Annotated in this window: 25 protein-coding genes; 8 read left to right on the plus strand and 17 right to left on the minus strand. The window is 69.1% G+C overall.

The genetic code is table 11. The features are described 5' to 3' along the window. Positions 1-78: 78 nt before the first annotated feature. From ACFWN2_RS14440 to ACFWN2_RS14455, 4 genes are all read right to left on the minus strand, one after another. Positions 79-747 (minus strand): SUKH-4 family immunity protein, encoded by a 669-nt coding sequence (locus ACFWN2_RS14440; RefSeq protein WP_382427673.1) that lies wholly within the window; start codon positions 745-747, stop codon positions 79-81. A gap of 7 nt (positions 748-754) precedes the next feature. Beyond that, entirely contained in the window at positions 755-1,363 is a 609-nt protein-coding gene (locus tag ACFWN2_RS14445) for a hypothetical protein (protein WP_382427674.1), read from the minus strand. A gap of 37 nt (positions 1,364-1,400) precedes the next feature. Beyond that, positions 1,401-2,222, minus strand: a complete 822-nt coding sequence (locus ACFWN2_RS14450; protein ID WP_382427676.1) for a hypothetical protein — start codon at positions 2,220-2,222, stop codon at positions 1,401-1,403. Between the two features lie 90 nt (positions 2,223-2,312). Then, positions 2,313-3,509, minus strand: a complete 1,197-nt coding sequence (locus ACFWN2_RS14455; protein ID WP_382427677.1) for an acyl-CoA dehydrogenase family protein — start codon at positions 3,507-3,509, stop codon at positions 2,313-2,315. A 200-nt stretch (positions 3,510-3,709) separates the two neighbouring features. On the opposite strand from ACFWN2_RS14455, the gene ACFWN2_RS14460 reads away from it, so the two are divergent. After that, on the plus strand, positions 3,710-4,078 hold the full coding sequence (locus tag ACFWN2_RS14460) for a DUF4190 domain-containing protein (RefSeq protein ID WP_382427678.1): 369 nt from the start codon (positions 3,710-3,712) through the stop codon (positions 4,076-4,078). A gap of 8 nt (positions 4,079-4,086) precedes the next feature. Here ACFWN2_RS14460 and ACFWN2_RS14465 read toward each other — a convergent pair whose 3' ends face one another. Both ACFWN2_RS14465 and ACFWN2_RS14470 read right to left on the minus strand, forming a co-directional pair. Continuing rightward, complete coding sequence (locus ACFWN2_RS14465) at positions 4,087-4,263, minus strand: hypothetical protein (protein ID WP_382427680.1); 177 nt, start codon at positions 4,261-4,263, stop codon at positions 4,087-4,089. 147 nt (positions 4,264-4,410) lie between these two features. Next, on the minus strand, positions 4,411-5,370 hold the full coding sequence (locus ACFWN2_RS14470) for an HpcH/HpaI aldolase/citrate lyase family protein (protein ID WP_382427682.1): 960 nt from the start codon (positions 5,368-5,370) through the stop codon (positions 4,411-4,413). A gap of 109 nt (positions 5,371-5,479) precedes the next feature. On the opposite strand from ACFWN2_RS14470, the gene ACFWN2_RS14475 reads away from it, so the two are divergent. Genes ACFWN2_RS14475 through ACFWN2_RS14490 form a run of 4 tightly spaced genes read left to right on the plus strand, consistent with a single transcriptional unit; the run spans position 5,480 to position 8,391 of the window. Then, complete coding sequence (locus tag ACFWN2_RS14475; RefSeq protein ID WP_382427684.1) at positions 5,480-5,815, plus strand: hypothetical protein; 336 nt, start codon at positions 5,480-5,482, stop codon at positions 5,813-5,815. After that, the gene (locus ACFWN2_RS14480; RefSeq protein WP_382427686.1) at positions 5,812-6,645 is read left to right on the plus strand and encodes an aminoglycoside phosphotransferase family protein; all 834 of its coding nucleotides are present in this window, start codon (positions 5,812-5,814) and stop codon (positions 6,643-6,645) included. The genes ACFWN2_RS14475 and ACFWN2_RS14480 overlap by 4 nt, the downstream gene beginning before the upstream one ends. Positions 6,646-6,659: 14 nt before the next feature. After that, positions 6,660-7,913, plus strand: coding sequence for a magnesium transporter MgtE N-terminal domain-containing protein (locus ACFWN2_RS14485; RefSeq protein WP_382427687.1), 1,254 nt, complete (start codon positions 6,660-6,662; stop codon positions 7,911-7,913). Then, a complete protein-coding gene (locus ACFWN2_RS14490) occupies positions 7,906-8,391 on the plus strand; it encodes a DUF1003 domain-containing protein (protein WP_382427689.1) in 486 nt (161 codons plus the stop codon). The genes ACFWN2_RS14485 and ACFWN2_RS14490 overlap by 8 nt, the downstream gene beginning before the upstream one ends. Here the strand turns inward: ACFWN2_RS14490 and ACFWN2_RS14495 are convergent. Together ACFWN2_RS14495 and ACFWN2_RS14500 are read right to left on the minus strand one after the other, a co-directional pair. Then, the gene (locus tag ACFWN2_RS14495) at positions 8,381-8,779 is read right to left on the minus strand and encodes an NUDIX domain-containing protein (RefSeq protein ID WP_382427690.1); all 399 of its coding nucleotides are present in this window, start codon (positions 8,777-8,779) and stop codon (positions 8,381-8,383) included. The two genes, ACFWN2_RS14490 and ACFWN2_RS14495, sit on opposite strands and share 11 nt — an antisense overlap. Positions 8,780-8,783: 4 nt before the next feature. Further along, positions 8,784-9,251 (minus strand): MarR family winged helix-turn-helix transcriptional regulator, encoded by a 468-nt coding sequence (locus tag ACFWN2_RS14500; protein ID WP_035913526.1) that lies wholly within the window; start codon positions 9,249-9,251, stop codon positions 8,784-8,786. 103 nt (positions 9,252-9,354) lie between these two features. Between ACFWN2_RS14500 and ACFWN2_RS14505 the strand changes: the two genes are divergently transcribed. Then, a complete protein-coding gene (locus tag ACFWN2_RS14505; protein WP_382427691.1) occupies positions 9,355-10,500 on the plus strand; it encodes an Mrp/NBP35 family ATP-binding protein in 1,146 nt (381 codons plus the stop codon). A gap of 63 nt (positions 10,501-10,563) precedes the next feature. Here the strand turns inward: ACFWN2_RS14505 and tatB are convergent, their stop codons facing one another. The 4 genes from tatB to sigE form a co-directional block, all read right to left on the minus strand. After that, a complete protein-coding gene (gene tatB / locus ACFWN2_RS14510; protein WP_382427693.1) occupies positions 10,564-10,929 on the minus strand; it encodes a Sec-independent protein translocase protein TatB in 366 nt (121 codons plus the stop codon). A gap of 16 nt (positions 10,930-10,945) precedes the next feature. Then, complete coding sequence (locus ACFWN2_RS14515) at positions 10,946-12,466, minus strand: trypsin-like peptidase domain-containing protein (protein WP_382427695.1); 1,521 nt, start codon at positions 12,464-12,466, stop codon at positions 10,946-10,948. Between the two features lie 65 nt (positions 12,467-12,531). Next, the gene (locus ACFWN2_RS14520) at positions 12,532-13,062 is read right to left on the minus strand and encodes an anti-sigma factor family protein (RefSeq protein WP_382427697.1); all 531 of its coding nucleotides are present in this window, start codon (positions 13,060-13,062) and stop codon (positions 12,532-12,534) included. Further along, positions 13,059-13,640 carry an RNA polymerase sigma factor SigE gene (gene sigE, locus ACFWN2_RS14525; RefSeq protein WP_169746025.1) on the minus strand — a complete coding sequence of 194 codons (582 nt, stop codon included), beginning with the start codon at positions 13,638-13,640 and terminating at the stop codon, positions 13,059-13,061. Before sigE ends, ACFWN2_RS14520 begins: the two co-directional genes overlap by 4 nt. 219 nt (positions 13,641-13,859) lie before the next feature. On the opposite strand from sigE, the gene ACFWN2_RS14530 reads away from it, so the two are divergent. Next, complete coding sequence (locus tag ACFWN2_RS14530) at positions 13,860-14,492, plus strand: O-methyltransferase (protein WP_382427699.1); 633 nt, start codon at positions 13,860-13,862, stop codon at positions 14,490-14,492. A 583-nt stretch (positions 14,493-15,075) separates the two neighbouring features. Here ACFWN2_RS14530 and prcA read toward each other — a convergent pair. The 5 genes from prcA to ACFWN2_RS14555 all read right to left on the minus strand — a co-directional run bounded on the left by prcA (position 15,076) and on the right by ACFWN2_RS14555 (position 21,012). Then, positions 15,076-15,849 (minus strand): proteasome subunit alpha, encoded by a 774-nt coding sequence (gene prcA / locus ACFWN2_RS14535; protein ID WP_382427701.1) that lies wholly within the window; start codon positions 15,847-15,849, stop codon positions 15,076-15,078. A gap of 34 nt (positions 15,850-15,883) precedes the next feature. Next, positions 15,884-16,732: a proteasome subunit beta gene (gene prcB, locus ACFWN2_RS14540; protein ID WP_382427703.1), complete on the minus strand. Its 849-nt coding sequence runs from the start codon at positions 16,730-16,732 to the stop codon at positions 15,884-15,886. A 49-nt stretch (positions 16,733-16,781) separates the two neighbouring features. After that, complete coding sequence (locus ACFWN2_RS14545) at positions 16,782-16,976, minus strand: ubiquitin-like protein Pup (RefSeq protein ID WP_030471529.1); 195 nt, start codon at positions 16,974-16,976, stop codon at positions 16,782-16,784. A 79-nt stretch (positions 16,977-17,055) separates the two neighbouring features. Continuing rightward, entirely contained in the window at positions 17,056-18,549 is a 1,494-nt protein-coding gene (dop, locus tag ACFWN2_RS14550) for a depupylase/deamidase Dop (protein WP_382427705.1), read from the minus strand. Positions 18,550-18,621: 72 nt separating this feature from the next. After that, on the minus strand, positions 18,622-21,012 hold the full coding sequence (locus ACFWN2_RS14555; protein ID WP_382427707.1) for an FtsX-like permease family protein: 2,391 nt from the start codon (positions 21,010-21,012) through the stop codon (positions 18,622-18,624). Between the two features lie 107 nt (positions 21,013-21,119). On the opposite strand from ACFWN2_RS14555, the gene ACFWN2_RS14560 reads away from it, so the two are divergent. Further along, positions 21,120-21,623, plus strand: coding sequence for an NUDIX domain-containing protein (locus tag ACFWN2_RS14560; RefSeq protein ID WP_382427709.1), 504 nt, complete (start codon positions 21,120-21,122; stop codon positions 21,621-21,623). Positions 21,624-21,630 lie beyond the last annotated feature (7 nt).

The raw sequence follows: 21,630 nt of genomic DNA on the forward strand, positions 1-21,630 counted from the left end.
CCGGAATCAGCCCGAAGGCCGATCGGACCACTGACCCGACCGGCCTTCACCGCCCCCACTCCGCAGGTCACGGCGGGATCACCAACCTCTGATGAAACCGCTCCAGAGCGAGGACTCCACAGCAGGATCGAGTTGGACGGCGAACGCGAGGAAATCCTCCAGCAGGTACTGCTGAGCCCTTCCGTCCGACAGGACCGGGATGATGATCTGCCAGGTGGCGTACCACCGCCACATCGTCTCGACGTACTTCTCGACGGAGGAGTTGACGAAGACCTCGGGAAAATCCTCCGGCAACGGCAGCCCTCGAACTTCGCCGGATCCAGCCAACGCACCGATCTCGTAGTTTCCCCAAAGCCCAAGACCGTAAGCCTCGCCTCTCGACCCGATGAGCTGAGGGACACCCTCTTCCTGGATGTGCGGAACCATGCGGTTCTCCTCGATCAGAGGCAGTCCACATCGGAGGAGAACCTCTCGCCCAGCCTCAGGAAGTGACCACCCAGCAACCTCTTCCGCACCCGCCTCGGCGCGGTCGGCCGCTACCACGAGCGATGTGAGCGGCCTGGACAGCACCTCGGCCAGAGCCAGACGAAGCTCGTCCACCGACATGATCACGACCTTCTCCCCACCAACCCGTGAAATCGTTGATTCGTTCATGAGCGGCCGGTGAACACGGTCTTCCCCCCAGAGTGAGACCGGCGCCGCCCCGCAGAACGCCGACCGTTTCGTCAGGAGGAGTTTGAACCACACGCAGGCTTCACCCAAGAGAGCGCATGAAGGACAGCTCGAACCGGTGCGCGAACGCGCGGTACGAGCGGGCGTACACGTCACGGCTGTCCGCGACCCGCTCACGTTCCTTCTTCAACACCTCACCCGCCGCGCCGACGTTGCCGTTCAGCACGTGGATGATCGCCAGCTTCCGCGCCCGTTCGAAGTCGAGCAACGACTCGGGCTTCGCGACCAGCTCGCGGGACAGCGCATCCCACTTCGCGTGCTTGTCGATGTACGGCTTGCCGTGCTTCAGGAACGTTGCCACCAAAGCGGAAGCGACGGAGGCGTGGTCACCACCCGGCGCGAAGTTCCAGTGCCAGACGGGTTTCTCCGGCATCAGCGCGCCGAGTGGCGTGGAAACCATTGGCATGGTGGGGATTCCGAAGCCGAGCGCGCGGCAGACTTCGTCGTAGCGCTGGAAGCGGACGCCGACCAGCGGGGTGAGGTCGACCTCGCCCACGCGGCCGAAGCCGAGCCAGCCGGAGACGCCGTCACCGCGTTCCTGGAGCCAGACGTGGCCTCGGCGGACGAAGCCTGTGGGGCGCAGGGCGGTGTCCACGGCTACGAGCGCGTCGGTTTTCGGTGAAGGCCTCACGAACGACAGGGTCCCAAACGATGGCGCATCCCGCCCGTCAGTGGAGCACCGGCGTCAGGAACTCGGCCAGCTTGCGCACGACGTCCGGTGGCACCTCGTCGAGGTGCTCCGTCAGCTGCAGGAGGATGCGGCCGCCGCCGAGGTGCTCGACGGCGAAGCACGGCGCCGTCGCGGTCACCTCCTGCACGCCGCCCAGCGCGGCGACCTGGCGCGGTCCCAGCAGCGTTGCCCAGTGCGGGCCGCGCGACAGCTCCGCTGCCATGAAGAGGCACTCGTCCAGGCCCACGCCGGCGGCGACCTCGTGCGCGGTGCGCACGCCCACGCGGTCCAGCGTGATCCAGCCGCCGCTGGCCCGCACCAGGGTGGCGCCGGAGCGGAAGGCGGACATCCAGTCCTGTTGCACGACGTGGGAGATCCAGCCGCCGAACAGCGAACGCGAGGCCGTTACCACGATCTGGTGCGGGAACGCCGGGTCGTCCTTCAGCAGGATCTCGGCGGTCCAGCCGTCCTCGACGAGGGGAAGGCCCTGGGAGTCGAGCTGGACGAGCTGCACGCGCAGGAACGACGGCAGGTCCTCCAGGGCGGCCGACCACGACGGGAGGGTGAAGTCACCCGAAGAGAGCAGCAGGCGCGCGTAGCCCGGCGGGCCCCACGGCGCCATGTCGGAGGGCTTGTAGTCGCGGGCCACGGACACGAGCTCCTCGACCGAGGCAGGGCACAGGGGTGCGAGCAGGTCGGTGAACAGCGCGCCGAACCACGTGGCCAGCGCCGGACGGTCGACACCGGAGAACGTGTCCAGCTCCAGGCGGACGACGTGCGGCGGCGACACGGGTCTCGGGAGAGTCAGGTCTGAGCTCAAAGTGAGCGAACCTTATGACTTGCGGAGGCGATCCGTTAGGGGCCAGTCCCGTGAAAGATTGGCCCCGAACGGGCGAACCACCAGGTTCGTCTAACCGCGTGACTGGTAGTCGCGGAGCAGGCCGCGCGAGATGATCGTCTTCTGGATCTCCGAGGTGCCCTCGCCGATCAGCAGGAACGGGGCCTCGCGCATCAGGCGCTCGATCTCGTACTCCTTGGAGTAGCCGTAGCCGCCGTGGATGCGGAACGACTCCTGCGTCACCTCGGCGCAGTACTCGGAGGCGATGAGCTTGGCCATGCCGGCCTCGACGTCGTTGCGCTGCCCGGAGTCCTTGAGCCGCGCCGCGTTGACCATCATCAGGTGCGCCGCCTCGACCTTGGTGGCCATCTCGGCGAGCTTGAACGCGATGGCCTGGTGCTCGGCGATGGCCTTGCCGAACGTCCTGCGCTGCTGCGAGTAGTCGATGGCGAGCTCGAAGGCGCGGATCGCGATGCCGCACGCGCGGGCGGCCACGTTCACGCGACCCACCTCGACGCCGTCCATCATGTGGCGGAAGCCCTGGCCCGTGACGCCGCCCAGCACCTGGTCCGCGGCGATCTCGAAGCCGTCGAACACCATCTCGGTGGTGTCGACGCCCTTGTAGCCCATCTTGTCGATCTTGCCGGGGATCGTGAGGCCCGGCAGGACCTCGCCGTAGCCCTCCGGCTTCTCGACCAGGAACGTCGTGAGGTTCTGGTGCGGCTTCTCGGCGCCCTCGTCCGTCTTCACGAGCACGGCGGTGAGGTTCGACGTGCCACCGTTCGTCAGCCACATCTTCTGGCCGTTGATCGTGTAACCGTCGGCGCCCTTGACCGCGCGGGTGCGGATCGCGGCGACGTCGGAGCCGAGCTCGGGCTCGGACATGGAGAACGAGCCGCGCACCTCGCCCGCGGCCATGCGCGGCAGGTACTTCTGCTTCTGCTCGGGCGTCCCGTGCTGCTTGAGCATGTGCGCCACGATGAAGTGCGTGTTGATGACACCGGAGACGCTCATCCAGCCGCGCGCGATCTGCTCGACCACCAGCGCGTAGGTCAGCAACGACTCGCCGAGACCACCGAACTCCTCGGGGATCGTCAGGCCGAAGAGACCCATCTCCTTCATGCCGTCGACGATGTCGGCGGGGTACGTGTCGCCGTGCTCCAGCGTCTGGGCGTGCGGGATGATCTCCTTGTCCACGAACGTGCGCACGGTCGCGAGGATTTCTTCCTGGATGTCCGTGAGACCCGCGGTCTGGGCGAGGCGCGCCATCGCACTTCCCTTCCAACGCTTTGGTTACCGGCGAGTATGGACCGGTTAACGCTCGTTTGCGACCGGGGTGTGCTCTCCGCAACAACACAGGTGCCCGCTGTACCGAAACAGCAGCGTTGGCCAGTGGAATCGCGCACCCGCACGCGACGAACCGCTGGACAGGACCTTAAGATCCCGCTCACACGTCTAGGGGGATCGCGATGACATACGACCCGTACAACCCGAAGCAGTCAGGCGATCCGTACGGCCAGCAGCCGCCTTACGGTCAGCCGTACGGCCAGCAGCCGATGTACGGCTACGGCTACCCGGTCGTGCCGAAGTCCCAGACGAACGCGATCGTGTCGCTCGTGCTGTCGGTGGTGGGGTTCGCGACCTGCGGCGTGACGTCGATCGTCGGCATCATCTTCGGCCACATCGCGATGAAGAAGATCAAGCGGGGCGAGGAGGACGGCTACGGGATGGCGCTCGCCGGCATCATCATCGGCTACGTCGTCACCGTCGGCTACCTGCTGTTCGTGCTGTTCTACCTCGGCATCATGGTCGCGGTGATCAGCGGGAACACGTACTAGCGGGACCTTCAGCCCGCGAGAGCGATCTCCAGGGCGCCACCGCAGTGGCGGCAGACGTCGGCGAACACGTGGACGTCGGCGGCGCAGCCGGGGCAGCTGCGGAAGCTGCGTTCGAGCAGGTCGTCCTCGCGGCGTTTGAAGAGCCGCAACCGTCTGCTCGCCTTGGCGTTACTCGAACGTGACATGCCGATGAGCATGCGCCCACCCCGGGGTCGCAGCGCAAATCCCGGTGACGGATTGTGCGCCACTTCACCAGTTTTGAACGCAACCCGTGACGGTCGAACACGTCGAGTGACATTCAGGGTGAAGTAGCGCACAATCCGTAACGGAAATCAGTCCTCCGGCGGCGTCCACACGTTCGCGCGCGCCATGCCAGCGGCACGCCCCTTGCCGGAGATCACCAACGCCATCTTGCGCGACGCCTCGTCGATCATCTCGTCGCCGAGCATCACCGCGCCGCGCTTCCCGCCCGCCTCCGAGGTGTAGAACTCGTACGCGTCGAGGATGTTCTCGGCGTGGTCGTAGTCCTCCTGCTTGGGGCTGAACACCTCGTTGGCCGCCTCGATCTGGCCGGGGTGCAGCACCCACTTGCCGTCGAAGCCCAGCGCCGCGGAACGGCCGGCGACGCGCTTGTAGCCGTCCACGTCGCGGATCTGCAGGTACGGGCCGTCGATGGCCTGCTTGTCGTGGGCCCGCGCCGCCATCAGGATCCGCATGAGGATGTAGTGGTAGGCGTCGCCCACGTCGTAGCCGGGCGGCTGCTCGCCGACGACCAGGGACTTCATGTTGATCGACGCCATGAAGTCGGCAGGGCCGAAGATGATCGTCTCGACGCGCGGGGACGCGGTGGCGATCGCGTTGACGTTGTTCAGGCCCAGGGCGTTCTCGATCTGCGCCTCGATGCCGATCCTGCCGACCTCGTAGCCCATCGTCTTCTCGATCTGCGTGATCAGGAAGTCGAGCGCCACGACCTGCTCCGGCGTCTGGACCTTCGGCAGCATGATGCAGTCGAGGTTCGCGCCGGCGCCTTCGACGACCTCGGTGACGTCGCGGTAGGTCCACTCCGTCGTCCAGTCGTTGACGCGCACGACGCGGGCCTTGTCGCCCCAGCCGCCCTCGTTGAGCGAGGCGACGATGGTCTTGCGGGCGTCCGGCTTGGCCAGCGGGGCGCAGGCGTCCTCCAGGTCCAGGAACACCTGGTCCGCCGGCAGCGTGCGCGCCTTGTCGATCATCTTCTGGCTGGAGCCGGGCACCGCAAGGCACGAGCGACGGGGACGCTGCTGGTCGACCACTGGAGTACCTCCTCGTACCGGCCGGTAACTGTGGCGCCACAGTGGCACGCATCAACCAGGGGCGCATATCCGCTGAGTCCGGTCTCACAAACCCTGGCAGTCTGAACCGGTGGAGATCACCCGAGTCCTCGACGCGGCACTGCGGAAAGCGGCGGCCGTCTGGATCACCTCACCCGGCCACGGGCCCCGTCTCGTGCACGCACACTGGCGTGCCGACGCGCTGTGGGTCATCTCCGGTGGCACCGAACCGGAAGCGCCCCTCACCGACGGCGCGGAGGTCACCGTCACGGTCCGCTCCCCCAGCACGCACTCGCACCTCGTCGACGCGCCCGCCGTCGCGCACCTCACCGAGCCCGACGACGAGACCGCTCAGGCGCTCAGGACCGCGCGGCTCAACACCAGGCCGGAGTGGGAAGCCGTGTACCGCCTGGAGTTCAGCTCGTGATCACCGTCCCGGAGGGCTTCGGCGAGGGCCTCGGTGACGGCGCCGACGAGTGGGTGGCGAAGCTGCCGAAGCTCGCCACCAAGGCGTGCGCGCGCTGGCGCCTCACCCCGGACGGCGCGCTGATGAACGGGTTCTGCGCGGTCGTGCTGCCCGTTCGCCAGGCCGACGGGCACCCCGCCGTGCTCAAGCTGACCTGGGTCGACACCGAGACCGAGCACGAACCGCTCGCGCTGAAGCTCTACGACGGCAACGGTGCCGTGCGGCTGCTGGACCACGACGCCGAACTGGGCGCGTTGCTGCTGGAACGCCTCGACCAGCACTCGCTCGACGACGAGCCGATCGACCTGGCGGTCGGCGTGATCGGCGGGCTGCTGCGCCGCCACCGCGCGATCCAGGCGCCGGACGGGTTCCGCCGGTTCGCCGGCTCGCTGGACGACCATCCCGCCGTGCCGCGCACGCTGCTCGACGCGGCCCGTGAGGCCGGCACCAGGCCGATGGGCACGACGCTGGTCAACGAGGACCTGCACTACGAGAACGTGCTGCGCGGCGACCGCGAACCGTGGCTGGTGATCGACCCGAAGCCGCTCTCCGGTGACCCCGAGTACTGCGTGATCCCGTTGCTGTGGAACAGGTTCGACGAGCTGGACGGCCGCAGGGGCCTGACCGACCGGTTCCTCGCGATCTGCGACGCGGGCGAGCTGGACGTCGAGAAGGCGCGGGACTGGACGCTGCACCGCGCCGTCGCCAACTGGATCTGGTCGCTGGAGGAAGATCTCGACGACATGGCGGTGATCTGCGCCGACATCGCCGGGTGGGCGGCCCTGACCTGATCTAGCCTGGTGATGTGGTTGCTGTGAACCGGGTCTTCATCGCTCAGCTGGCCGGACTTCCCGTCTTCGGCCCCGACGGCGAACCCATCGGCAAGGCCCGTGACGTCGTGATCAGCCTCCGCATCGACCGGCAGCCGCCGCGCGTGCTCGGCATGGTCGTCGAGCTGGTGACGCGCCGGCGGATCTTCGTGCCGATGCTGCGGCTCACCTCGATCGAGCCGAACGCCGTGACGCTCGCGACCGGGTCGGTCAACCTGCGGCCGTTCCACCAGCGCGTCAACGAGGTGCTGGTGATCGGCGAGCTGCTCGACGCGCGGATCCAGCTCGACGACGGCGGCACCGCGGCCGTCGTGGACGCCGCGATGGAGCTGACCCGCACCCGCGACTGGCGCATGGTCCGCGTCGCCGGCCGCGAGCGCACCGGCCGGTTCAGCCTCAAGGGCCCGGTGCAGGTGTGGGACTGGGAGGACGTCCGCGGCCTGAGCGTCAACGAGATCGCGAGCCAGCCGCAGGGCGCGCAGCAGCTCGTCGCCGTCTTCGAGGGCATGCGCGCGGCGGACGTGGCGCACGCGCTGCACGAGCTGCCGCCCAAGCGCCGCCACGAGGTCGCGGACGCGCTGGACGACGAGCGGCTCGCGGACGTCATCGAGGAACTGTCCGAAGAGGACCAGAAGGACGTGTTGTCGCACCTGGACGAGGAACGCGCCGCGGACATCCTGGAGGCGATGAACCCGGACGACGCGGCGGACCTGCTGGCAGAGCTGGCCGAGGGCACCAAGGACCGGCTGCTGGAGCTGATGGAACCCGAGGAGTCAGCACCGGTCCGGCGCCTGCTGGAGTACTCGTTCGACACCGCCGGCGGTCTGATGACCCCGGAACCGATCATCCTCACGCCGGACGCGACGATCGCGGAAGCGTTGGCACGAGTGCGAAATCCCGACCTGACGCCCGCACTGGCGTCGATGGTCTTCGTGTGCCGCTCCCCCTCCGCGACACCGACGGGCCGCTACCTCGGCTGCGTGCACATCCAGCGCCTGCTGCGCGAACCGCCGTTCGACCTCGTCGCCGGCGTCCTCGACACGGACATGGCGTACCTGTCGCCCAACGCCTCGCTGAGCGACGTCACGCGCTACTTCGCCACCTACAACCTGGTGTGCGCCCCGGTGCTCGACGAGACCGAGCACCTGCTCGGCGCCGTCACCGTGGACGACGTGCTGGACCACCTGCTGCCGGACAACTGGCGCGAGACGGGACTGAGCCATGCCTGAAGTACTGCCCCGGCGCAGACTCGACCAGCCGCGCGAGCCCCGCGGCTTCCGGTTCTCGGTCGACCCCGACACGTTCGGCCAGCTCTCCGAACGGCTCGCGCGCTTCCTCGGCACCGGCAAGTTCCTGTTCTGGCAGACGCTGATCGTCGTCGCCTGGATCACGACGAACCTCGTCGCGGTGTCGCTGCGCTGGGACCCGTACCCGTTCATCCTGCTCAACCTGGCCTTCTCGACGCAGGCCGCCTACGCCGCACCGTTGATCCTGCTCGCGCAGAACCGGCAGGACGACAGGGACCGGGTGTCGCTGGAGGAGGACCGCAAGCGGGCGGCGCAGACCAAGGCGGACACCGAGTACCTGGCGCGCGAGCTGGCGGCGGTGCGGCTGGCGCTCGGCGAGGTGGCCACTCGCGACTTCATCCGCGGGGAGCTGGAGAAGCTGGTGAAGGAGCAGAACAACCTGAAGAAGGTCAGGCCCTGACCCGTCCACCCGCGACCAGGTCGTCCAGCACCTCGTGGATCGCGGGAGCGGTCTCGGCGTGCCCGCGGTACTCGTCGCGGGTCACGTAGGTCAGTTCGGCGATCTCGCCCGTGGGCCGCGGTGTGCCTTTCAGGACCGCCGTGAAGCAGGTCATGTCGACCATCGCGCCTTCGCCCTCGCCGTACGCGGGTGAGACGTAGCGCTTCAGTTGCGAGGGATCGTCGAGTTCGACGCCGAGCTCTTCGCGAACCTCGCGGCGGACGGCGTCTTCGAGGGATTCCCCGGCCTCGATCTTGCCGCCGGGCAGGTAGAAGGCCTTCTTGTTGCGTGAGCGCACAACGAGGAGACGGCCAGCCTCGACGTGCACGAGTCCCACCACCGTGATCATGCGATCAGGGAAACACGTCGTCCGCGGCGAGGCGGTCGCAGGTGCGGCCGAACGCTTCGAGCTCACCGGGGCCGAAGCTCTCCCCGAAGTGCTCGGCAACGCCGGCGAGGTGGGTCGTGGAGGCACTGCGCAGACGTTCGGCGCCCAGCGGTGTGAGCACCGCCACGATGCCGCGTCCGTCACCGTCGGCGCGTTCGCGCCCGACGAGACCGGCACGTTCCAAACGGTCCACCAGGCGGGTCACGCCAGAGCGGGACAGCAGAACGGCATCGGCCAGTTCGGTCATGCGCATGCGCATGGAAGGCGTCTCGGCCAGTTGAACCAGCACGTCGTACGCCGCGAGCGATAGGCGCTGCTCAGCAATCAGTTCGGCCTCGAGGACCCTCGTGATCCGTGCATGCGCGCGGAGGAACGATCGCCACACCCCGAGCTCGACACGGGTGGGCAACCGGGAACTACCCGATTCCGGCACGGGCGTCGATGTTACGGACAGCGCGCTCCCGGCTACGACCTGGGCCTGCACTGGAAAGTGACCGGCCGGTAGGACCGGTGCGAACCGGACGTAGCATGGATCGGTGACCACCACGCAGCCCCTCCCCACCGTCGACGACGTCCGCAAGGCGCTCGCCGGTGTGCAGGACCCCGAGATCCGCCGTCCGATCACCGAGATCGGGATGGTCAAGGACGTCGAGGTCGGCGCGGACGGTGCCGTGGTCGTCGGCATCTTCCTGACGGTCGCGGGCTGCCCGATGCGGGACAAGATCACGAAGGACGTCACCGCGGCGGTGGAGGCCCTCGACGGCGTCTCGTCCGTGCGCGTCGACCTCGACGTCATGAGCGACGCCCAGCGCACCGAACTGCGCAAGACGCTGCGCGGCGGCACCGAGGAGCCGGTCATCCCGTTCGCCCAGCCGGGCTCGCTGACGCGCGTGTACTGCGTCGCGTCCGGCAAGGGCGGCGTCGGCAAGTCCTCGGTCACGGTGAACCTCGCGGTGGCGATGGCGGCCCGCGGCCTGTCCGTCGGCATCGTCGACGCGGACATCTACGGCCACTCGATCCCCCGCATGCTGGGCGCGGACGGCCGTCCCACCCAGGTCGAGAAGATGATCATGCCGCCGCAGTCGCACGGCGTGAAGGTCATCTCGATCGGCATGTTCACCCCGGGCAACACCCCGGTCGTGTGGCGCGGCCCGATGCTGCACCGCGCTCTTCAGCAGTTCCTCGCGGACGTGTTCTGGGGCGACCTGGACGTCCTGCTGATCGACCTGCCGCCCGGCACCGGCGACATCGCGATCTCCGTCGCCCAGCTCGTGCCGAACGCCGAGATCCTGGTCGTCACCACCCCGCAGCAGGCCGCCGCCGAGGTGGCCGAGCGCGCCGGGTCGATCGCGCTGCAGACCCGTCAGCGGGTCAGCGGTGTCATCGAGAACATGTCGTGGCTGGAGATGCCCGACGGTTCGCGCATGGACGTCTTCGGGACCGGTGGCGGTGCGGCCGTCGCCGAGTCGCTGACGAAGGCGATCGGGTCCGACGTGCCGTTGCTCGGGCAGGTGCCGCTGGACCCGCGGTTGCGGGAGAACGGTGACACCGGGACGCCGATCGTGAAGGCGGTGCCGGAGTCGGCCGCCGCCCAGGTGCTGACCGAGGTGGCGACGAAGCTCTCGGTGCGGTCGCGCGGGCTGGCCGGGCGGCTGTTGAACGTCTCGCCCGCCGGGCGCTAGCTCTCACACAAAACGCATGAGGGGCCTCTCCGCAGTGGAGGGGCCCCTCATGGCGTTTCGGACTCAGGTCGCGTCCGGGTCGTACGGCGGACGCTCACCTGGTGCGAGCGGGCGCTGTTCGGCCGCGGGCGGCGTCGGGTAGCCGTTGGACTTGGTCGGCTCGGGGTCTTCGAACAGGTGCTTGGTGACCGCGCGCTTCGGGTCGAAGTTGCGCAGCTCGCGGAGGTCTTCGAGCGGCTTGCGCAGCGACTCGAACTCAGGCCCCATCTCCTGCTTGAGCTGCTCGCGTGCGCCGGTCGCGTACTCGCGGACCTGCCTCACCGTCTTCCCCAACCACGCTGCCGCGGACGGCAGGCGCTCGGGCCCCAGGATGAAGAGACCCGCGACGACGATGATGAGGATCTCTACCCATCCGATGCTGTCGAACACGGTCCCAGCCTACTGCTCAGTCGCTCTTGAGGGTCACGTCGAGTTTGAGTTCACGGCCTTGGCGCGCAAGCGTTACCTGCACCGTTTGACCGATTTCGTGCTCCCGGACCGCCACGACCAGTTCTGCGGCGTTGCGGACCATGCGGTCGCCGACCCTGGTGATGACGTCGCCCTCCTGGATGCCCGCGGCCGCCGCGGCGCCGCCGGCCGGGACGTTCTGCACCTGGGCGCCCTCGGAGGTCTCCGCGGACACGGACTTCACGTTGACGTTCATGTCGGCGTGCTTGACCTGGCCGTTGCGGATCAGCTCCTGGCTGATCTTGCGGGCCTGGTTGCCGGAGATCGCGAAGCCGAGGCCGACCGAACCGCCGGTCTCGGTCCGGATCGACGAGTTGATGCCGATCAGGGCGCCGCGCGAGTCGACCAGCGCGCCGCCCGAGTTGCCCGGGTTGATGGCGGCGTCGGTCTGGATCGCGTCGTAGGTGACCTGAGGGCCGCCGTTCTCGCCCGCCGCCGTGACCGGGCGGTGCAGCGCGGAGACGATGCCCTCGGTGACGGTGTTGGAGAGCTGCAGCGGTGAGCCGATGGCGATCACGCTGTCGCCGACCTGGAGTTCGTCGGAGTTGCCGAACTGCAGGACGGTCGGGTTGGTGACCTCGACCTTGATGACGGCGAGGTCGGTCTTCGGGTCGCGGCCGACGACACGGGCCGCGGCGCGAGTGCCGTCGGTGAAGACGGCGCTGAGCTTCGCGGACGAGTCCTGCGCGGCCGGGGCGACGACGTGGTCGTTGGTCAGGATGTAGCCGCCGCCCTCGATGACGACGCCGGAACCGACGCCCGCCACGTTCGCGCCCTTGAACTCGATCGAGACGACGCTGGGCGTGACGCGCTTGGCGATGTCCGAGATCGAACCGGCGGGGCGTTCCTTGCCCTGGGCGACCTCGGACAGCGTGACGGTCGAGTCGGTCAGCGGGTTGCCGGCGCGGCCGATCAGCCAGCCGACGAGACCACCGACGGCACCCAGCACGAGCGCCACGGTGAGCAGCAGCGCCAGGGCGGTCGGCTTCACGCGACGGCCGAACAGAAGCTCGGGAATGCTCAGCTGCGGGCCGGGCTCGGGCTTGCGCTCGGGTTCGCCGGGAGGTTCCTCGCCGACGGCGGGCGGGCCGATCACGGCACCGGAGGCGGGGTCGCGCCACGGGTCACCGGCGGGCTTGTCGCCCCAGAACACGGGGTCGATGTCCGGATCCGGGTCGGACGTGGGCTGCGGCGGCCGCTGCAGGAGTTCCTGCGAGCCCTGGCGGCCGAACGCCGTCACGAGGGACTCGGGAGGCGGCGGCGCGGACTGGAGCTGGGACACGGGCACGTCGCGCGAGGCGAACGCCCCGGCGACACCGTCCGGGCGACCGAAGGCGGTGGCGGACGCGGGGTCGACCGGCGGCTGCACCAGGGGCCGTGGCCGGAGCCTGCGATGGGCTCCGTCGTCCACTCCGGAAACGGGTGTGGACGTCTGGCCGTTGGGCGACTGCTGGCTCATCTCTCCCCGAATTTTCCGCTAGGAGTGCTGAACTACAGCGTGCCTGACGAACGGTGAAATGACTGTCAGGGGGTGGTCGCGAAGACCGCGCCGGCGTTCTGCGGCGCCGGGACCTGGACCGGCGGCTCGCCGTCGGACGTGGTGAACGCGAGCGCGCTCAGCAACATGCCGCTCACGACGACACCGGCACCCTGGCGGGCGCGGCGGCCGCTGAACCAGCCGTTGCTGCCCAGTGGTCTCGACGAACCCAGCACCGGGCCCGAGCCGAACGCGGGCTTGTCCGTGCGCTGGACGGCGACGAACTGGCCGTCCTCGGTGATCGCGAGCCCGTCCGGAGCGGACGGCAGCTCGACCTCCTGGGGGATCGCTCCGAGCCTGTCCAGCAGCGACGCCGACGCCGTTGGCGCCGGTGCGGTGCGCACGGCTGCGCGCGCCTGCTGCTGCGTATAGGCCTCGAAGGCGCAGAAGCCGCAACTCTGGATGTGCGCGGAGGCTCGTTCGTGGGCGGTCGAGGAAAGCTCCCCGTCCACGAACGCCACCACGGCATCCAGCGCGAGATGCTGCTCAGGCAGTCCCCAACCACGGAGGTCGGTCATGCAGAGTCCTCCAGCAACGATTCCTGACGACGGCGTTCGAGCGCGACCCTCAGAGCCTGGCGGCCCCTGTGGATCCTGCTCCTCACGGTACCCATCTTCACCCCGAGCGTGGCGCCGATCTCCTCGTAGGAGAGTCCTTCCACGTCACAGAGCACGACCGCGGCGCGGAACTCCGGCGGGAGCTCGTCGAGCGCGGCCTGCAGGTCGGGGTCGAGGTGGTTCTCGTCGTAGATTTCCTCGGGGGACAGGTCGTCACCCTCAAGGCGGTCGTTGTCCTCGGGCAGCGCCTCCATGCGCACGCGGCTGCGCCGGCGTGCCATGTCGAGGAAGAGGTTGGTGGTGATGCGGTGCAGCCACCCCTCGAAGGTGCCCGGCTTGTACGACGCCAGCGACCGGAAGACGCGGATGAAGGTCTCCTGCGTCAGGTCCTCGGCGTCGTGCTGGTTGCCGGTCAAGCGGTACGCGAGCCGGTAGACCCTGTCCGCGTGCTCGCGGACGATTGCGTCCCACGAGGGCGGCGTCCAGTCGGCCGTCTCGATGGGCGCGACGGCCTCCGGCGAACTCGACTGCGTGCGCATCAGGTGTTTCGGCACCTCCATGTGGGCCGCCCGGCGACCCTTATGCGGCTCAACGGGCGACGGGTCCGGCTTGTTCCCGACTAGAGCCTGGCTTCTTGCTTCTGTACCTTCTCCTGCTCCCTTTAAACGATCGTGAGAGTGGGCTGAGAGCATCCTGAGAATCTCGGTTCGGGCCGCGTTCACCCGTTTTGGGCACAGTTGGCACTAACCTGCTAGACCGTGACCACGGAATCGGCCCTGCGGGAGTACGTCGAGCAGTACCTCCCCGAGGACGACGTGCACCTGGCGGCGCGAGCACGCGGCCAGGAACTGGGCTGCGTGCCCATCGGCGCGGGCGGAGGCGCCGCCCTGCGGTTCCTCGCGACCGCACTCCAGGCCCGCGCGGTGGTCGAGATCGGCACCGGAGCGGGCACCAGCGGCCTCTACCTCCTGGCGGGCATGCCTGCGTCAGGCATCCTGACCTCGATAGACGTGGCCTCAGAACACCAACGCGCCGCCCGCGAGGCCTACGCGGCGGCAGGCATCTCCCCGTCGCGCACCCGCCTGATCATGGGCAAGGCGCTGGAGGTGCTGCCCAGGCTGACCGACGCGGCGTACGACCTCGTGTTCGTGGACGCCTACAAGCCCGAGTACCCGCAGTACCTGGAACACGGCGTGCGCATGCTGAGGCCGGGCGGGGTCATCGCGTTCGACAACGTGCTGTGGCACGGGTCGGTCGTGGACGCCTCGAAGCGGGACGAGTCGACGCAGGCGATGCGGGACATCGCAAGGCTGGTGAAAGAGGACGCGCGGCTGGTGCCGGTGATCCTGCCTCTGGGAGACGGCCTGCTGGTGGCGGCCCGCAGGCCTTAGAGCAGCGGGGCGCGAGCCGCAGGGCGGCGGGGCGCGAGCCGCAGGGCAGCGGGCCGCAGGGAATCAGGGGCGCAGGCCGCAGAGGGCAGCGGGGCGCCTGATCGCCCGCGATGCCGCAGGCGAGGCGGATGACAGACGCGAAGCCGCAGGCGAGCCGTGTGATGGCCGCGATGCCGCAGGCGAGCCGTCCTTAGCAAGCTGGCCGGGCGGTGGGGTCCCATCACGAGTCGCGCCATAGCTCTTGCCACACCTGGTCAGGGGTGTCAAGCGGACACGCTTTTCGTCCGCTTGACACCCCTGACCAGGTGTGGCCCGCTCTTGGTGCGGCTCGTGATGGGACCCCACCGCCAACGCAACCTCATAAGCAACGCGCAGCCGCCCTACGCAACAGGCGTGCCATCAACCTGCCCCCAGCGCTACCCCCATTTCAGATTGCCGGGGTCTGGGGCAGAGCCCCAGGGGAAGCACGCAACGCAACAGGCCGCACGCAAAACAACCACCCGCAAAACAGGCGCCAACAAAGCAAAGACCCCCAGCCACAAAGCCGGGGGCCCGCCAAACCAAGCCAACCAAACCAACAGACCTACTTGGACTCACCCTCCGAGTTCTCAGCAGGCAGCTCAACATCCTCAACAGCCTTGCCATCCTTCAAAGGCGCGGGCATCAAGGAATCCAAAGCAGCCCCAGCGATCCGCCGGAACGCCCGCCGAGGCCGAGCCCGCTCCAGAACAGCGACCTCCAGCTTCGCAGCCGGAAGCAACTCGGACGACCCGGCCGCGGTAGACGGCGACCCGGCCGACAACGCCTTCACCGCAACCGGAACAGCCTCAGCCAACGACAAGCCGTCGGCAAAGGCCTCCTTCAACGCCGTGTTGGCAGCATCCACGGTGCCGCCCATCACGATGTACTGCGGCTCGTCCACGATGGACCCGTCGTACGTCAAGCGGTACAACGTGTCGGTGGCGGACGAGTCGCCGACCTCGGCCACCGCGATCTCCACCTCAAAAGGTTTGATCTGCTCGGTGAAGTAGGTACCCAACGTGGTCGCGTAGACGTTCGCCAACGACCGAGACGTGACGTCACGCGGGTCGTTCTGATACCCGCGGACGTCGGCGAACCGGATGCCGGCCTGACGGAGGTTCTCGAACTCGCTGTAGCGGCCGACGGCGGCGAAGCCGATGCGGTCGTAGATCTCCGAGACCTTGTGCAGGGTGCTGGAGGGGTTTTCCGCGACGAACAGAATGCCGTCCGCGTACTTCAGCACGATGACGCTGCGACCCCTGGCGATGCCCTTGCGGGCGTACTCCGAGCGGTCGCGCATCACCTGCTCTGCCGATGCGTACAGCGGCATCGTCATGGGTGGTGCTCCTGACGTCGAACCTGTGGGGGACTCAGCCTGCTGGGCGGGACCTGCGGCCTTCGACGACCGCGTCGGCGACCGTGGCGACCTCGGGTTCCGGCACCTCTACCGCGCCGTCGGCGCCGTTGATGGTGACCACTACCGGGTAGAGGCGGCGGACCGGGTCCGGGCCGCCCGTGGCCGAGTCGTCGTCGGCCGCGTCGTACAGGGCCTCGACGACCGAGCGGATCGCGGCGTCCGCGTCGGCGTCCGGGTCGTAGAGCTTCTTCAGCGCCGACTTCGCGAACAGCGAGCCCGAGCCGACGGCCTGGTAGCCCTGCGACTCCTCGTAGCGGCCACCGGTGACGTCGTAGGACACGATGCGGCCGGCCCGCTCCGGGTCTGCGGCCGAGATGTCGTACCCGGCGAACAGGGGCACCACGGCGAGGCCTGCCATGGCCGCGTCCAGGTTGCCCCTGATCATCGCCGAGAGGCGGTTCGCCTTGCCGTCGAGCGACAGCGGCACGCCCTCGATCTTCTCGTAGTGGCGCAGCTCCACCGTGTACAGGCGCACGATCTCGATCGCGATGCCGGCGGTGCCGGCGATGCCGACGGCCGAGTGGTCGTCGGTGACGAAGACCTTCTTCATGTCGCGCTGGGCGATCACGTTGCCCATCGTCGCGCGCCGGTCGCCGGCGATGACGACACCACCCTTGTAGGTGGCCGCGACGATCGTCGTCCCGTGCGGGGCCTGGACGGTCCCCTCCGGGAGCTTCCGGGCGCTAGGCAGCATGTCGGGTGCCTGGGCCCGCAGGAAGTCCGTGAACGACGACGAGCCCGGCGTGAGGTACGCGGAAGGCAGCGCCGCGGCCGGGTAACGCCCGGTCGAGCTGTTGTCCATGTGTTGGTTGTTCTCCCGTCCCCGAGGTGGTCCGCAGGCCCCCGAAGGCCTACTGACCACCCTTCTGCACGTATGCGCGGACGAAGTCCTCCGCGTTCTCCTCGAGCACGTCGTCGATCTCGTCGAGGATCGCGTCCACGTCCTCGCCGAGCTTCTCGCGGCGTTCCTGACCTGCTCCGGCGGCGTCGTCCGCACCGTCGTCGCCGTCGCCACCGCCCTGGCGCTGCTTCTGTTCCTGGGACATCTCGGCCTCCCGCTCACTCGCCTGACAAGAACACTACCCAGCGGCACCGACAAAAACCCTGAGCCACTCGGGTAGACGATCACCCGCGGGTCAGCGCGTCCACCAGCTGCTCGGCGGTGTCAGAAGCCTCCAGCAACGCTCCGACGTGGGCTTTCGTGCCCCGGAGCGGTTCGAGCGTCGGAATCCGCACGAGCGATTCCCGACCCAGATCAAAGATCACCGAGTCCCACGAGGCTGCCGCCACCGAGGTCGGGTAGCGCTCCAGGCACCGGCCGCGGAAGTACGCACGCGTGTCCTCGGGCGGCGAGGTGATGGCCGCGATGACCTCCTCCTCGCTCACGAGGCGCTTCATCGAGCCGCGCGCGACCAGGCGGTTGTAGAGGCCCTTGTCGAGGCGCACGTCGGAGTACTGCAGGTCGACCAGGTTGAGCCGCGCCGCGCCCCACTCCAGGCCGTCGCGCTGCCGGTAGCCCTCCAGCAGCCGCAGCTTCGCGACCCAGTCGAGCCGGTCCGCGCACTCGGACGGGTCACGGGCCAGCGCGTCGAGCACCTCGCCCCAGATCCGCAGGACGTCGCGGTCGCCGACGCCCTCCTTCTCGACGAACGCGGTGGCGCGCTCGTGGTAGGCGAACTGCACGTCGAGGCCGGTGAACTTGCGCCCGCCGGTCATCTCGACCTTGGTCTTGAGCGTCGGGTCGTGGCTGATCTGGTGCACCGCGCGCACCGGATCGACCATGCGCAGGTCGTCGAACCGCTGCCCGGCCTCGATCATGTCGAGCACCAGCGAGGTGGTGCCGACCTTGAGGAACGTCGAGTACTCGGCCAGGTTCGCGTCACCGATGATGACGTGCAGGCGGCGGTACTTGTCCGCGTCCGCGTGCGGCTCGTCGCGCGTGTTGATGATGCCGCGCTTCAACGTCGTCTCCAGGCCGACCTCGACCTCGATGTAGTCGGCGCGCTGCGAGAGCTGGTAGCCGGCCTCCTCGCCGGACTGCCCGATGCCCACGCGCCCCGAACCGGTCACGACCTGGCGCGACACGAAGAACGGCGTGAGGCCCGCGATGACGGCCGTGAACGGCGTCGACCGCTGCATCAGGTAGTTCTCGTGCGTGCCGTACGACGCGCCCTTGCCGTCGACGTTGTTCTTGTACAGCTGCAGGCGGGGCTGGCCCGGCACGGAGGCGGCCTTGATCGCGGCCTCCTCCATCACCCGCTCCCCCGCCTTGTCCCAGATCACCGCGTCGCGCGCGTTGGTGACCTCGGGAGCCGAGTACTCGGGGTGCGCGTGGTCGACGTAGAGCCGCGCGCCGTTGGTGAGGATGACGTTCGCCGCGCCCAGGTCCTCGACGTCGGAGTCGGCGGGGTGCCCGCCGGGCGAACCCAGGTCGAACCCGCGGGCGTCGCGCAACGGCGACTCCACCTCGTAGTCCCAGCGCGCCCGCCTGGCCCGCGGTATGTCGGCCGCCGCCGCGTACGCGAGAACCACCTGTGTCGAAGTGAGCACCGGGTTCGCGGTCGCGTCGCCCGGCACTGAGATGCCGTACTCGACTTCGGTTCCCATGATCCGCCGCATACGCAACACCTTATGACCTGACCCCGACAACGGAGTGCGGGGAGCTTCGCGTTGAAGCTCCCCACACCCTATTCACCCGGATGCCAATCCGGCTGCAGGTCGGATCCTCGAAGCACCGCGAGAAGGCCCGAACGCGGCGACGACGGCGAGCAGGACGACGATCGCCGCGCCCGTGACCAGCGGCAACACCACCCTGAGCCCCGGCAGCGTCAGCGGGATGCCGAGCGACATGAACGCGACCTCCGCGTACAGGAACCCGAGCACACCGCCCCCGATCACCCCGACGAGGGCCAGCATGACCGCTTCAGCGATGACCCCGCCCTGCAGTCCGCCTTGAGTGACGCCCAAGGCGCGCCGGAGGGCGAGCTCCTTGCGGCGCTCCTGGACGGAGATGGTCAGCGCGGTGCCGATACCGGTCACGGCGACCGCCACGGACAGTCCGAGCAACACCATCATCAGCACGGTGCCGAGGTGCATGTACCGGGCCGCCTCCGCCCGCTCGTCCGCGTCGGTCCGCACGATCACGGTCGGGTTGTTCGGCAGCGCGGCCTGCAGCGACGACCGGAACTGGGCGGGGTCGACGCCGGACTTCAACGCGACGAGCACCTTCTCCGCCGGTCCCGTCGTGGGACCGGCGATGATCGGCGTGTAGCCCGTGATGCTGCCGGGAACGGTGCCGACCACCTTGTACTGCTTGCCGTCGGCCTCGACGAACGGCCGGTCCTCCCAGTGCGGCGGCACGATCGCGGTTCCCGCGACGAGCTGCTCGGCGCCGGACACGTTCTGCGCCTTGAGCCACGTCCTGAACTGCTCGGGGTCGACGCTCGCGGCGCTGTCCCCGGTCTTGTGCAGCACCACCGAGGCCGCCACGCCGGGCTGCGCGGGGATCTCCGGCAGCGGCCGCTCGCCCGTGTCCACCACGGTCGCGTCCGGGCGCTCCTCGTTGGCGTACTGGAACGTCAGCTCCTCCGCACCGCCCAGCACGACCAGGAAGAACGTCACCATCGAGCTGGCCAGCAGCAACGGCAGCGCCACCGACGCCGACCGCTGCGGCATCCTGCGCACCTCGGCGCCGGCGAGCTTCCACTGCGTGCCTCCGATCCTGCCGAACAGCCGCGCGATCAGCGGGACCGTGACCGGGCCGAGGATCCAGAACAGGCCGGTCACCGCGGCGATCGCGGAGAACGTGACGGCGAGCGGAGCGGCGGACGTGCCCTTGGCCGCGATCGCTGCCATCGCGAGCAGCGCGGCGCCACCGGTGAACAACACGCCGAACACGAGCCGAAGGCGACGCACGGACCGTGGCGGCACCTCGCTCTCCGCGTCACGCAACGCGGCGAGAGGCGACACGCGCGCGGCGTTGACCGCAGGACGAACAGCAGCGATGACGCTCAACAGCGCTGCGACGCAGACTCCGAGGATCACGTAGCCGAGCGAGGGCAGCAGTTCCGGGCTGAGCTCCACCGCGCCGAACAGGACGGAGATGCCGGTGACGTCGAACGTCCTGGCCAGCAGCCACGCCATCGGACCGCCGAGCAACGCGCCGGCGACCCCCGCCAGCGCACCCGTCACGAACGCCTCGAACAGGCTCCTGCGCACCAACGGCCCGCGCTGGGCGCCGATGCACCGCAGCAACGCCGTCTGCCGCTGCCGTTGCGCGTAGACCGCCCGGAACGTGGCCGCCGCGACGAACACCGCCGTGGCCAGCGCGAGCACGCTGAACGGCAGCAGGATGAACGTCAGCTCGTTGCCGATGCTGTCCGCGTCCGGCGCCGGGTCCCACACGACGTAGGAGGCGCCCGCCGCGGCCGCGACGGCGTCCCGAGCGCCGCCGATCACCCAGACCTCCTTGGTGAACGGCTGCGGGTCGAGCTTGCGCGCCAGGTCGGGACCGGCCACGAGAACCGGCCGCGCGTCGAGGCCGCCCTTCTTCATGACCCCGCTGACGGTCACCTCGATCGGCTTGCCGTCGGCAGCGGCGACCTGGACCTTGTCACCGGGCTTCAGGCCGCGTTCGTAGGCGGTGATCTTGTCGACGGCGACCTCGCGGTCCGCCGCCGGCGCCCTTCCCTCGGCCAGCGGCCAGCGCACCAGGTCGGGCTGCTGGACGTGCACCTCGGCGCGGTGCTCCCCCGCGCGGCCGTTCGCGTCCAGCAGGTCGCCCTGCGCGACCTGCACCGGCACCGCCCTGCCGACGGCGGAGAGCTTGGCCAGCAACGCGTCGTCGAGCTTCGCCCGGCTCGCCTCGTCGGCGCCGTACTCGACGGGCTTTGTGTCCACCACGTGACCCACCGTGGACGGGGTGAGGGGCGCGCCCTCGTCGACCGACCTGGTGAGCGCGTCGCTCAGCACCAGGGCGGCCAGCAGGCAGGCCACGCCGACGACGAGCGCGACGCCGGGCAGCAGCGCGCGGCCCGGCCGGGCGCGGAACTCGGCGACGCCGAGCCGCAGGGAAGTGGACACGAATCCTCCTCGGTGACGTCTGACGTACCCGAAGGTAGGAAGGAAGGCGATCAGCGGGCGTCGGACTGGGGTAGCAAGCTCGCGTACGACCACAGGAGGACAGCGGGATGATCAACCTCTACGACGCCGACGCGAACGTCATCGGCGAGGTGACCAGAGAACGCATGCGCGCCGAGAACCTCTGGCACGGCTGCGTCCTGACCGTGGTCTTCTCGACCGACGGCGAACGGATCTACGTGCACCGCCGCACGGACACCAAGGACATCTTCCCCGGCCTGTACGACTTCTCGGCGGGCGGCGTGATCGACGCGGGCGAGACCCCGGACGAGGCCGCCGTCCGCGAACTGCGCGAGGAGCTCGGCGTCGAGACCCCGCTGACGCCTCTGTTCAGGACCACCTACGTCGACGAACTGACGCGCTACCACGCGTGGGTCTACGAGACGCGCAGCGACGGCCCGTTCACCCACCAGCCCGAGGAGGTCGCCTGGGGCGGCTGGATGGACGCGGCCGAGGTGCGCGGCCGGATCGAGGACCCCGAGTGGCCACTCGTGCCGGACGGCCGCGCGATCGGCCGTGAGTGGCTGAAGCACCAGGGGTTCAATTTGGTCTAGACCACAC

Source organism: Lentzea sp. NPDC058436, assembly GCF_042721515.1.
In the GTDB taxonomy this organism is placed as follows: domain Bacteria; phylum Actinomycetota; class Actinomycetes; order Mycobacteriales; family Pseudonocardiaceae; genus Lentzea.